Here is a 12,338-nt window from a genome sequence, read left to right on the forward strand (position 1 = left end):
GGTAGCGCCGAGGCCACCGTCGAGATCACGGAGACGATGATGGCCGGTCATGCCGCCCTGCCCAACGGTTTTGGGCTCGACTACGTCGACGCTGAGGGGCGCACCGTCACTCCCGGTGTCGCCCCGAACGTGCTCACCTCGACCGAGTGGCGGGATCCTTACGCCGGCACGCCGTGGCACAAGCACGTGCCCGCGCGGATCGAGGCCGCCCCGGTGCCCAGCGGCGTCAGTTCCAGATCATGACCCGGCTGTTCGGCTCCAAAAACAGCGCACCGGCGTCGGCGCCCTCGAACGCGTCGTAGAAGGCGTCCATGTTGCGGAGCACCCCGTTGCAGCGGAACTCCGGCGGCGAATGCGGATCCACCGCCAGGCGCCGGATCGCCTCCGCATCACGGGATTTGGTGCGCCACACCTGAGCCCAGCCGTAGAACACGCGCTGCACGCCGGTGAGGCCGTCGATCACCGGGGCGGGCCGGCCGTTCAGCGACAATTGGTAGGCCAGCAGCGCGATCGACAAGCCACCCAGGTCGCCGATGTTCTCCCCGACGGTGAATGCGCCGTTGACGTGGTGGTCGCCGGCCAGGCCCCGCGGTGTGTACGAGTCGTACTGCTCGATGAGAGCCTTTGTGCGGCTGCCGAATTCGGTCCGGTCGGCGTCGGTCCACCAGTCGACCAGGTTGCCGTCGCCGTCGTATTTGGCGCCCTGGTCGTCAAAGCCGTGCCCGATCTCGTGCCCGATCACCGCGCCGATGCCGCCGTAGTTGGCCGCGTCGTCTGCCTCGGGGTCGAAGAACGGTGGCTGCAAAATGGCTGCCGGGAAGACGATTTCGTTCATCCCCGGGTTGTAGTAGGCGTTGACCGTCTGCGGCGTCATGAACCACTCGTCTTTGTCCACCGGCCCGCCGAGCTTGGCCAGCTCACGATCGTGGTTGACCGCATACCCGCGCAGATAATTGCCGTACAGGTCGTCGCGCTCTATCACCAGTGTGGAGTAGTCGCGCCACTTCGCCGGGTAGCCGACCTTGGCGGTGAACTTCTCCAGCTTGGCCAGCGCCCGCTCCCGGGTCTGCGGCGTCATCCAATCCAAGTCGCTGATGCTCATCCGGTACGCCGCCCGCAGGTTGGCGACCAGCTCGTCGATGCGGGCCTTCGCCCCGGACGGGAAATGCCGCTGCACATAAAGCTTTCCGACGGCGTCTCCCATCAGGTTCTCCACCAGCGACACCGCGCGCTTCCACCGCTCCCGAATCTGCTCGGTGCCGGTCAGCAGCCGGCCGTAGAAGTCGAAGTCCGCGGACACCAGCTCGTCGGTCAGCCAGGAGGCCCGCGCGCGGATCAACCGCCACCGCGCCCAGCTCTTCCACACCTCGATGTCCTCATTGCGCCACAGCTCGGCGAACGTGCGCAGGTAATCGGGTTGGCGCACAATCACTTCCGCGAGCGCCTCGGGGCTGACGCCGAGTGCGGTGGCCCAGCCCGCCCAGTCGAAGCCCACCGACTCGTCGCGAAGTTCGGCGAACGTGCGCAGGTTATAGGTGAGGTCGGCGTCGCGGCGCTTCACCACGTCCCAGTGCGCCTCGGCCAGCTTGGCCTCCAGCGCGACGATGCGTTCAGCGGTCTGGGCGTGGCCGGCCGGGTCGCCGCCAAACACCAGGCCGAACATCCGCGCGATGTGTGCGGGATAGGCCTCCAGCACCTCGAGGTGCCGCTCTTCGCGGTAATAGGACTCGTCGGGCAGCCCGAGGCCGGACTGGGTGAAGTGCACCAGGTAGCGGGCCGAGTTCTTGGCGTCGGTGTCCACGTACACCCCGACGCCGCCGCCAGCGCCCGTGCGCTGCAGCGCGCCGATGGCCCGGGCCAGCGCGTCGGCATCGGCGGCGTCGTCGATCACAGACATCTCGTCGCGCAGTGGCCGCACGCCGCGGCGCTGCACGGTGTCCTCGTCGAGGAAGCTGGCATACAGGTCGCCGATGCGTTGCGCGTCGTCGTCCGTGGCGGCCGAACCCTGCTGGCTGGCCTCCACGATCAGGTCGCGCACCTGTTCTTCGGCGCGGTCATACAGCTGGCGGAAGGCGCCGTCGGTCGCCCGGTCCGCCGGTATCTCGTATTCGGCCAGCCAGCGGCCGTTGACGTGACCGAACAGGTCGTCTTGGGGGCGGATGCTGTCGTCGACAAAGCTCAGGTCGATGCCCGAGCGGATGGCCGTATTCGTCACCCCGCCATCCTTCCATCTTTCCCGGGTGCAACGATCGGGCCATGTCCGACGGCGAGCGAACCGAGCCACCTGCCGAAGAAGATTCCCTTGACGTCGACCCCGACGACGACTCAAACGACGACTCGAACGACGTCGATAGAGATGAATCCGAAAGCGCCGAAGTCCTTTCCCCCTACGGCATCGCGTCAGCGGTTCTCGGTGTGCTGTCGGTGGCCGCGGTCGTGCTCGGCTTCATCCTCTGGTCCGATCACCGCGAGCAGGTAGCCGAACGCGGCTACCTGAGCCGCGCCATGCAGACCGCCGCGGAATGGGCGAATGTGTTGATCAACATGAACAGCGGCAACGTCGACGCCAGCCTGCAACGGCTGCACGACGGGACGGTCGGCGAACTCAACACCGACTTCGATGCTGCCGTGCAGCCCTACAAGGCTGTCGTGGAGAAGCTGCAGTCGAAGAGCGCCGGGCGGATCGACGCGGTGGCGATCGAAACCGTGCACCACGACCTGGACACCCAGCCCGGCGTCGCACGGCCGGTGGTCACCACCAAGCTGCCGCCGTTCGCGAGTCGAACCGACTCGGTGATATTGATCGCCACGTCGGTCAGCGAAAACATCGGAGCCAAGCCGCAGACCGTGCACTGGAGCCTGCGACTCGACGTCTCCGACGTGGACGGCAAGCAGATGATCTCCGGATTGGCTTCGATCAGGTGAGGATCCGATGAGAAACATCTGGCGGCTGTCCGCCTTCGACATCCTGGCGCCGCTGGCCGCGATCGCGGCCCTGCTGGCCATCGGGCTGGTGCTCGGCTGGCCGCTGTGGTGGGTGTCGGCGTGCTCGGTGCTGATCCTGCTGATCGTCGAAGGCGTGGTGATCAATCTCTGGCTGCTGCGCCGCGATTCGGTCAGCCTCGGGACCGACGACGACGCACCGGGGCTGCGGTTGGCGGTTGTCCTGCTGTGCACGGCGGCCCTGGGCGCGGCGGTCGCCACCGGCTACACGCACTGGACCAAGGCGGATAACGGCTTCACCAACGACTCCCACCAAGTCGTTCAGATCGCCACCGGCATGGCTGAGGCGATGGCGTCGTTCAGCCCCACCGCCCCAACCGGCTCCATCGACCGGGCCACGGCGATGATCGTCCCGGAGCACGCGGCCGCGTTCAAGGAGCAGTACACCAAGTCCAGTGCCGAGCTGGTCCAGCACAACGTCACCGCGCAAGCCACCACGGTGTCGGCCGGAGTCGAGGCCCTCGGGCCGTCGGCGGCCAGTGTGGCGGTGGTCCTGCGGGTCACCCAGAACACGCCGGGACAGCCGCCTAGTCAGGCGGCGCCGGCGCTGCGGGTGACCCTGACCAAGCGGGGCAGCGACTGGCTGGTCGCCGATGTGCTGCCGGTCAGATAGCGGATCAGTTCGCTTCGGCTGACCGAGCGGACTTCACCTTGACGAACCGATCCGACAACCGCCGGATCCGGATCATCAGCGCGGCCGTCGGGCTGGTGCTGCCGTCGAGGTAGCGGTCGAGCTCCTCGGCCGTGACCCCGATGCGGGACGCGAACTCCTGCGGGGCCAGACCCGACCGGTCGATCAGCAGCCCCACGTGGCGCGCCACCTCGGCGCGTTCGTTGGACTCCAGGTGGGTGCGCGCACGCTCGAGCACCTCCCACAGCGCCTTGGCGATGCCATACGGCCGGGTGCCCTCAAGGACCTCTTCGACCTGGCGGGCGGTCCGCCCGTACGGGTCACGTTTCAGTGCGCCGGCGATGCGCTTCCATGTCGCGATGTCGCCGCCCTGCAGGGCGGAACGGATGGCCGCGGTCGGCCAGAACTCCACCGGCTGGTCGGGGTCCTGAAAGGACCCGGATGCCCCACTGCCGGGTTCACGCTGTTCGGGGCCCGGCCGGTGGGGCGGCGATGCGGGGCGTCGGTCGGGTGCCAACGTCACCTCGCCTCCTCCAGCATCGCTACGGCCACGGACATGCAGCGTTGCCTGATTCCTTCCCAGTCCGAGTCAGCGTCGGCTTCCGATCCCTGGTCTTCCGGGTTGTCGCAAGGGTTCGGATCTGCGAGTCGACGGACCAGCTGGGTGACAATCCACTGCCGCCTGGATGATTTACAACAGTAATACCTGTCCATTCCGGCCAGCACCACCGCGGCGGTCTCGGGCTCCAACGTATCGACCATGTCTGCAAAGTCGGCATAATCGCGCCGACTGTTACGGCACATGATCAGGTAGCCCTTGAGCCGCAGCGCCTCCGCGCCGGTCGGGACCAGCAACCGGTCGCCAGTGGGCAGCTGCACGTTGGTGGTCTCCACCGGGCTGCGCCGCTCGTATCTCGGCCCGTCTTCGACGGTCGTGCCGGTGTCGCTTTCCAGTGCGTCGATCGCGACCGAAAGGCGTCCCCGCCACAACGTCACCGGGTGAACGGGCCGGTCCACCCCGGCGATGGCCTTGGCGATGCCGTTGCGCGAGGTCAGGCCGTTGACCAGCTTCTTGGCCGCCAGGGAGCCGTTGGTGTGGCCGTTGGTGCCGGGCTTCTTGTCGGCGCCCACGCCCACGCTGACCTTCACCTCGCTGAGGGCGACCTGGTGCGGGATCTGGCCGGGCCCCAGGCCGCGGGTCTGCTCCTCGTCCGGGCTCAACGCCGCCTGCGCGTTGCGGCCACAGCCGGTGAAGGCCAGCGGATCGGCCACGCAGATGGCGTCGGGCGCCAGGTGTTTGAGCCTGGCGGCCGACTTGAGCACCATCCGCAGGTCGGCATTGGGGACCACCAGCCCCGAGATGTCGTCCGGAATGACGACGACGTCGCCGAGGTCGACGTCGGGCAGCGGCCGGTCGAAGTCGACCGACGGCAGGACGCGGGACAGCCACGGCGGCAGCCACCAGTTCCACTGGGCGAACATCGCCATCAGCGCCGGCACCATCACCAGCCGCACCACGGTGGCGTCCACCGCGATCGCGACCGCGCACGCCACGCCGATCTCGGCCACCAGCGGCATGCCGGCGAACGCGAAGCCGACGAACACCGCGATCATGATCAGCGCCGCGCTGGTGATGGTGCGCGCGCTGGTGCTGACGCCGTAGGCCACCGCATCGCGGGTGTTACCGGAATGCAGGAAGCGCTCCCGGATGCGGGTGAGCAGGAAGATTTCGTAGTCCATCGACAACCCAAAGGTCATCGCGAGCACCAGCGGGGGAACGGTGCTGTCGATTGAGCTGATCTGGGCGACGCCGAGGTCCTTCAGCCACCCCCACTGGAAGACCATCACCAGGCTGCCGTAGGCGGCGGCGACCGACAGCAACGTCATCAGGACGCCTTTGAGCGCCAGGAAAACCGAGTGAATGGAGAGCAACAGCATCACGAAGGCGATCAGCGCGACGAAGCCCAGTACCAGCGGCTCGGTCGCGGATACCCGGTCGTCGAAGTCCTTGATCAGAGCGGTCGGGCCGCCGACGTCGACGCGTGCGGTGCCCGCTGCGGGGACCTTGGGCAGCTGCGCGCGCATCCAGCCGACGGTCTCGCGGGCCTTCATGTCCTCGGGATCCACCGACAACACCGCGGACAGCAACGCGCTGCCGTTATCCTCTGCGAACTGCGGCGGCGACACCGAGACGATGTTGGGTGCCTGCGACATCCGCTGGCGGATCGCGCCGACGGTGTGGCTGTGTTCGGGGGAGGCCGCGCCGCCGTCGGGGAAGTTGATCAGCACGCGGATGGGGCCCAGCGCGCCGGGACCGAGGGCCTGGGCAGCGGCGCCGACCCCGGCGCGGATTTCGTGCGACGAGTCGAACTGGCGCAGCAGGCTGTTGCCCAGCACCATCGACGACGCCGGCGCGGCCATGACGAGCAGCACCAGCGACGCCGCCAGCGCAGACATCCACGGCCGGCGCATCACCCAGCCGATCCAGCGGTTCCAGAACCGCGACTGCGTGCTTTCCGGTCGCCGCGACCAGTGCAGGAATCCCGACCGTTTGGCGGCCGCGCGCCCGAACGTGGCCAGCGCCGCCGGCGTCAGGGTCGTCGAGGTCAGCATGGCCACCGCGACGGCCAGGATGGCACCGGTGGCCATCGACTTCAGGGCCGGGGTGTTGATCACGTAGATCCCGGTCAGGGAGGCAACAACCGTCATGCCGGACAGCACCACGGCCAGCCCGGAGGTGGCCATCGCGGCGTCGACGGCTTCGCGGGGCTGGCGCCCGGTCCGCAGTTCCTCCCGGAACCGCATCAAGATGAATAGTGAGTAGTCGACGGCGAGCGCAATCCCGAACATGGACACCGTCGAGGTCACGAACACCGACATGGTCGTGTAGGCGGACAGCAGATAAACCAGGCCCATGGTGACCACGACCGTGCAGATCCCCAAGGCAAGGGGGATGGCCGCGGCGGCCAGCGACCCGAACACCGCGAGCAGCACGATCAGAATGACCGGCAGGTTCCACTTTTCGGCGGCCGCGATGTCATGCTTGGTGTTGGCCGCGGCGGCGGCGGACAGCGCGCCCTGCCCGATGACATAGAGCCGCACGCGGCCGTTCGCGGTCTGGCCGGGTTGATCGCCTTTGATGCCGACCTTGGTGCGGAACTGCTTGGCGATGTCACTCGTGTTACGGGAATCCAGCCGCACCGACAGCACGTACGGGCGGTCGGGCTGCGGCGGCCGCTGGGTGGGGTTGGGGATTTCCGCGGTGCCGGGGATGCCGGTGGCGATCTGTCGCAGCTGCGCGACGGCATCGTTCATGTCCTGGTAGCTGGCGTCGGGCCTGGGCGCGGCCACCAGCGCCAGCGACGATCCACCCTGGTCGTGGTACAACTCCTCGAGCTGGTCGTGCACCGCCAGCGATTGCGATCCGGCCACGTCGAACCCACCGCCGGTGAGATTGCCCGACTGCGTCAGCGCCAGGTACACCGCCGGAACCAATGCCAGCAACCAGCCTGTGAAGACCAACCAGCGGTACTTACGCAGGCTGCGGCTGAGGCGCATCATTAACTGCTGGATTTTGTCGCTCCCCGGTTCTCGCGTAGCGCGTGCTGGCGACAATACCGCAGCAGGCTGTGGAATATGTGGGCTTATCTAGTTCCTGAGCTGCGGCGACGGTGTCGTTGCCAAGACGCTGCGAAGTCGTTGCGAACCGGTGACCAAGCGGGATTTCGGTCACATATCCCGTCCCGGGCTCCGTTCGAACTGGCAGCGGTGATATCCGCGGTGGCAGGATGACGGGTGGCCCATCAGGCCCCCGGGAGATTCAGGGGATGCCAGCGCTCAGTGGGGCCGTCCATTGCAGCTATACGCGAGGCGCCGATCCTGGCGGTCCGCGCACACTCCTAAGGAGTTACCCGTGACGAGAGCCACCGCTGGACGGGGTCGCAAAATCTTCGCCGGGCTGATCGCCGCCACGGTGCCCGGCGCAGCCTTCGCGGTGCTCGCGGGCGCCCCGGCGACCGGCGCCAACGACCCGTGCGCTGCCAGTGAGGTCGCCCGCACGATCGGCTCGGTCTCCAAGTCGATGGGTGACTACCTGGATTCGCACCCGGAGACCAACCAGACGATGACCTCGATGCTGCAGCAGCAGGCGGGGCCGCAGTCGGTGAACGGGTTGAAGTCCTACTTCGAGGCCAACCCCAAGGTCGCCGGCGACATGACGTCGATCGCCCAGCCGCTGACGAACCTGTCGGCGCAGTGCAAGTTGCCGATCTCCATCCCGCAGGCGATGGGTCTGATGCAGCAGGCGCAGGGTGCCGCCGGTGGCCTGCCCGCGCTGCCCGGTACCCCCGCGGGCGCATCGCCGTTGGGCGGCACCACCGGTGGCGCCCCGGCCGCGGCGCCGCCCGCGGCGACCAGCCCGCTGCCGGGTCCGTCGCGTGGAAACACCGTCGGCTAGAGCTGGCCGTCGGTTTCCGGATTCCGGTCGGGCGGTAAGGGCCCCTGCAGGGCGGCCTCGGTCGGATCGGCCGGGGGGTGGCCCGGCAGCGGCACGACCGGTAGCGGACCCGTAATCGGGTCCTCGTCTGATTCGGCCACGTTCTCGGTGCGGAACACGAAGAAGAACACCACCCAGCCGATCGCGGAGATGAGCAACCAGCTGATCAGACGGTAGATCAGCATCGCCGAGATCGCGTTGGGGAGCGACATTCCGCTGGACACCAGGCCGGGCACCAGCACCGCCTCGACGATCAACAGGCCGCCGGGCATCAGCGGGATGGTGCCGACCGCGCGGGCGGCGGCATAGGCCACCGTCAATCCGGCCACCGACGCGTGGTCCCCGGCGGCATATGCGGCGAAGCCCAGGCAGGCGACGTCGGCGATCCAGTTGAACATCGACCAGCCGAACGCGACCCCGAGGTCGCGCCGGCCGAGGCTCACCGATTCCAGCTGCATCAGCGTCTCGCGCCACTTGTCCAGGCCGGTGTCGGCGGGCCTGCCGCGAACCGAGTTGATCCACGCCAACACCCGGCTGCCGATGCCGTCGATCAGCTCCGGACGTGACGCGACGGCCTGGGCCAGCAGCAGCAACGTGACGAAGCCGCCGAGGGTGAACAGCAACGAGAACGGGTTGTTCTTCGCGCCCAACAGGAAAGCGCCGCCCAGCCCGAGCAAAGCCAACCCCACCGCCTGCAGCACGCCCGACATCACCAGCTGCCACGACGCCACCACGGCCGAGGCGCCCCAGAGCCGCTGCTGGCGGAACAGGAAGGTCGCCGACAGCACGGGTCCGCCGGGCAGCGTGGTGCTGAGCGAATTGGCGGCATAGAAGGCGGCCTCGGAGCGCAACTGCTTGACGTGCACGCCGGCCGACTTGAGCAACGTGCGCTGGATCTGAGCAAAGCTGTGCATCGACGCGGCCGCCGCGGCGACCGATGCGAGCAACCACCACCAATTCGCCTCATACAGGCTCATCCAGGCTTTGGCCAGCTGATCCCAGCCCAGCGAAACCTCGACGGCAAGCACGATGGCTACCGCGCCCAGGATTACCCAGCGCACCCACCAGTACTTCCCGCGCGGGGTTTCTTCGCGCGGAAAGTCGAGATTGCGGGCGGGTGCGTCGTGCGGCACGTGATTTAGGGTAACGGTGCAGGTGGCGCGGCGATCGCTGCGGATCGCTTACCGTGTCGACGTCGTAACCGGATCGTGCCGACGGCGACGGCTCCGGACGACGCGCAGATGCCCTTGAGACAGGTTGGGACACGTTTGACGGTGGGTCGCGGCGGATAGGCTGGCCAAATGTCAGCAAACGTCGACGATGCCTCGGTCGAACCCCTTGTCCGCAAGACCGCAGCCTGGGCGTGGCGTTTGCTCGTCATCCTGGTCGCCGCGCTCGCCCTGTTGTGGGTCGTGCAGAAACTCGAAATCATTGTCGTTCCGGTGCTGGTGGCGCTGCTGGTGAGCGCGTTGCTGGTGCCGGTGGTGGACTGGCTGGACAAGCGGGGCCTGCCGCGCGGTGGTGCGGTGGCACTGGTGTTGCTGGGTGGCTTCGCGATCCTGGGCGGCATCCTGGCGTTCGTCATCCTGCAGTTCATCGACGGCCTACCCGGCCTGACCGAACAGGTGACGAACAGCATCGAGTCGACGCGCCGCTGGCTGATCCACGGGCCGGCGCATCTGCGCAACGAACAGATCGACAGCGCGGGCAATGCCGCCATCGAGGCGCTGCACAACAATCAGGCGAAGCTGACCAGCGGCGCGCTCTCCACCGCCGCCACCGTCACGGAGTTGGTCACCGCGGCGGTGCTGGTGCTGTTCACGCTGATCTTCTTTCTCTACGGCGGGCGCAACATCTGGCAATACGTGCTGCAGATCATCCCGTCCGACGTCCGTAACAGGGTGAGGGAAGCCGGCAACGCCGGATACGGATCGCTGATCGGGTACGTGCGGGCCACCTTCCTGGTGGCCCTGACCGACGCGGCCGGGGTCGGCGCGGGCCTGGCAATCATGGGCATCCCGCTCGCGCTGCCGCTGGCCTCACTGGTGTTCCTCGGCGCGTTCATCCCGCTGATCGGCGCGTTGATCTCGGGCCTGCTGGCCGTGGTGGTCGCCCTGCTGGCCAAAGGCGTCGTGTACGCGCTCATCACGCTGGGCGTGCTGATCGCGGTCAACCAGATGGAGGCCCATCTGCTGCAACCGCTGGTGATGGGCCGCGCGGTCTCGATTCACCCGCTCGGTGTGGTGCTGGCCATCTCCACCGGCGGTGTGCTCGCCGGGATCGTCGGCGCCCTGCTCGCGGTTCCGACGGTGGCCTTCCTCAACAACGCGATGCAGGTGCTGTTGGCACCCGATCCGTCCGCCGAAGCCGAGAAGCAGACCGAGGAGGCGGACGAGAAGAACGCGATCCTGCAGGCCGAGCCCGACAATCCCGAGGACGAAGCTGGCTGAGGCTCTAGCCGTTTCGGGGTCTAAGGGGGCGCCTGGGCGCCAGGTTAAAGCCGACCCTCGCGGCGCAGCAGATCCTGCGCGGACAGCCCGCCGCCGGATCGCCGGCGTTGCCGCGCCGGGTCGCCGTTCTCGCCCTGCCCGGGCGCGTTCGCCTGCTCGGTGGCCGCGGTGGGGTCGTTGCCTTCCGGGCGCATCTTCGGCAGGGCGGTGGTGGGTTCGGCGGTGTCGCCGGTGTCGTCGGACCGGTTGCCGGGCACCGGGATGGCCCGCGTCTGATCCCCGGACGGCGGTGCGGCCGGGCCCGCCGCCGACGGTCGCTGGGGAGCCTGCGGTGCGGAGTTGGTCGCGGGGCGCATCTCGGCCGGGCGGTCATGGCCGGGCACGCCCTGTGCGGAGAAGCGCGTCGTCTGGGCCTCGGTCGGCTGGCTGGGGCGGGCCGGGATGCGCGTGGTGCCCGCGCTTTCGCTCGTCGCGGCGCGCGTCGTCGCCCCGCTCGGGGATGGTTCCCGCGTGGGCCGCGGCTCGACCGGACCCGGGCGTGCCGGCCGCGGCGGCTCCAGCGGGCCGGGATGGGTGGGGTCGTGTGGTGGCCGCGGTGCCGCCGCGACCAGGCTGGCCGCAACGGGCGGCCGCGCGGGCCGGCCGTTGAGTGTGGGCCGCTTGCGCTCGTCGGGCAGGTCGATCTCACCGAGCCCGATCTTGTTCTGCAGGCGCCGGGCCCAGCGCGGCGCCCACCAGCAGTCGTCGCCGAGCAGCTTCATCACCGACGGCACCAGGAACATCCGGACGACGGTGGCGTCCAGCAGTAGCGCCGCCATCAGACCGAAGGCAAGATACTTCATCAACACCAGGTCGGAGAACACGAACGAACCGGCGACCACCGCCAGCACCAGCGCGGCTGCCGTGATCAGGCGCCCGGTGGTCGCGGTGCCGATCCGGATGGCTTCGGCCGTCGACATGCCGCGTTCGCGCGCCTCGACCATGCGGGAGACCAGGAACACCTCGTAGTCGGTGGCCAGACCGAAACCGACGGCGACAACCAGCGCGATCACCACCACCATCAGCGGGGTGGGCGTGAAATTCAGCGCGGTCGATAAGTGCCCGTCGACGAAGATCCAGGTCAAGATGCCCATCGTCGAACCCAGCGTCAGCGCGCTCATCAGGACCGCCTTGATCGGCAACACCACCGATCCGAACGCCAGGAACATCAACAGCATGGTGGCGCTGAGCAATACGACCAGCATCAGCGGAGCCTTGTCGAACAGGCTGTGGATGCTGTCCTGTTCCAGGGCTGGCGTGCCGCCGACATAGAGGTTCAGCCCCTTCGGGGGATTCACCGCCCGCAGTTCGGCGATCTTCTTGGCGGCATCGTTCTTATTGACCAGGCCGTCCTGGATCACCCGTACCGAGCCGTCCTTGGGCACCGTCGTCCCATTCGGACCTGCGACGCAGGGGTTGCCGGCGATGGTGGGGCAGGCCCGCTCCTCCCACTGCTTGTCGGTGAACCCGCCGATCGAGGAAATCCGGTTGCGGATATCGGCAACCTGCTGGTCGGTGACCTTGCCGCCGTTGGTGCTTTGGATCACCATCGTCAACTGTTCGGTCCGGTAGCCGGGGAAGAGCTTGTCGAAGTGTTCCTGGGCCATGCGCACGGCGTTGTCCGGCGGGAGGTACTTCTCGCTCATGCCGCCGAAGGACAAGTTGCCCAGCGGAATGACCAGCAGGATCATGCCGACCGCGATCGGGATGGCGAACGCCA

Annotated in this window: 10 protein-coding genes; 5 read left to right on the forward strand and 5 right to left on the reverse strand. The window is 68.0% G+C overall.

The annotated features are described in order from the left end of the window. Nucleotides 1-243, forward strand: a 243-nt coding sequence (locus VFW69_RS21195) for a molybdopterin dinucleotide binding domain-containing protein (protein ID WP_526504258.1), incomplete at its 5' end; no start/stop codon positions are given. Here the strand turns inward: VFW69_RS21195 and VFW69_RS21200 are convergent. Further along, nucleotides 227-2,215, reverse strand: a complete 1,989-nt coding sequence (locus VFW69_RS21200; protein WP_526504260.1) for a M13 family metallopeptidase — start codon at nucleotides 2,213-2,215, stop codon at nucleotides 227-229. The genes VFW69_RS21195 and VFW69_RS21200 overlap by 17 nt on opposite strands. Nucleotides 2,216-2,256: 41 nt before the next feature. Between VFW69_RS21200 and VFW69_RS21205 the strand changes: the two genes are divergently transcribed. Both VFW69_RS21205 and VFW69_RS21210 read left to right on the forward strand, forming a co-directional pair. Beyond that, on the forward strand, nucleotides 2,257-2,925 hold the full coding sequence (locus tag VFW69_RS21205) for a hypothetical protein (RefSeq protein ID WP_526504262.1): 669 nt from the start codon (nucleotides 2,257-2,259) through the stop codon (nucleotides 2,923-2,925). Nucleotides 2,926-2,932: 7 nt separating this feature from the next. Continuing rightward, a complete protein-coding gene (locus tag VFW69_RS21210) occupies nucleotides 2,933-3,616 on the forward strand; it encodes a hypothetical protein (RefSeq protein WP_526504264.1) in 684 nt (227 codons plus the stop codon). 4 nt (nucleotides 3,617-3,620) lie between these two features. Here VFW69_RS21210 and VFW69_RS21215 read toward each other — a convergent pair whose 3' ends face one another. Together VFW69_RS21215 and VFW69_RS21220 are read right to left on the reverse strand one after the other, a co-directional pair. Next, entirely contained in the window at nucleotides 3,621-4,157 is a 537-nt protein-coding gene (locus VFW69_RS21215) for an XRE family transcriptional regulator (protein ID WP_526504266.1), read from the reverse strand. Further along, nucleotides 4,154-7,195, reverse strand: coding sequence for an MMPL family transporter (locus VFW69_RS21220; protein ID WP_526504268.1), 3,042 nt, complete (start codon nucleotides 7,193-7,195; stop codon nucleotides 4,154-4,156). Before VFW69_RS21220 ends, VFW69_RS21215 begins: the two co-directional genes overlap by 4 nt. A 352-nt stretch (nucleotides 7,196-7,547) precedes the next feature. Between VFW69_RS21220 and VFW69_RS21225 the strand changes: the two genes are divergently transcribed. Then, a complete protein-coding gene (locus tag VFW69_RS21225; protein WP_526504270.1) occupies nucleotides 7,548-8,090 on the forward strand; it encodes a hemophore in 543 nt (180 codons plus the stop codon). Here the strand turns inward: VFW69_RS21225 and VFW69_RS21230 are convergent. Further along, complete coding sequence (locus tag VFW69_RS21230) at nucleotides 8,087-9,262, reverse strand: lysylphosphatidylglycerol synthase transmembrane domain-containing protein (RefSeq protein WP_526504272.1); 1,176 nt, start codon at nucleotides 9,260-9,262, stop codon at nucleotides 8,087-8,089. The two genes, VFW69_RS21225 and VFW69_RS21230, sit on opposite strands and share 4 nt — an antisense overlap. A gap of 168 nt (nucleotides 9,263-9,430) precedes the next feature. Between VFW69_RS21230 and VFW69_RS21235 the strand changes: the two genes are divergently transcribed. Continuing rightward, nucleotides 9,431-10,579 (forward strand): AI-2E family transporter, encoded by a 1,149-nt coding sequence (locus VFW69_RS21235; protein WP_526504274.1) that lies wholly within the window; start codon nucleotides 9,431-9,433, stop codon nucleotides 10,577-10,579. Nucleotides 10,580-10,623: 44 nt separating this feature from the next. On the opposite strand, the gene VFW69_RS21240 is transcribed toward VFW69_RS21235, so the two are convergent. Continuing rightward, on the reverse strand, nucleotides 10,624-12,338 hold a 1,715-nt coding region (locus tag VFW69_RS21240; protein ID WP_526504276.1), incomplete at its 5' end, for an MMPL family transporter.

Origin of the sequence: Mycobacterium sp. (genome assembly GCF_036273375.1) — a bacterium.
In the GTDB taxonomy this organism is placed as follows: Bacteria; Actinomycetota; Actinomycetes; order Mycobacteriales; family Mycobacteriaceae; genus Mycobacterium.

Bases quoted from the DNA above. Each gene is read 5' to 3' on its own strand.
- VFW69_RS21205 (WP_526504262.1), top strand. From the start codon at position 2,257: ATGTCCGACGGCGAGCGAACCGAGCCACCTGCCGAAGAAGATTCCCTT.
- VFW69_RS21210 (WP_526504264.1), top strand. From the start codon at position 2,933: ATGAGAAACATCTGGCGGCTGTCCGCCTTCGACATCCTGGCGCCGCTG.
- VFW69_RS21220 (WP_526504268.1), bottom strand. From the start codon at position 7,195: ATGATGCGCCTCAGCCGCAGCCTGCGTAAGTACCGCTGGTTGGTCTTC.
- VFW69_RS21235 (WP_526504274.1), top strand. From the start codon at position 9,431: ATGTCAGCAAACGTCGACGATGCCTCGGTCGAACCCCTTGTCCGCAAG.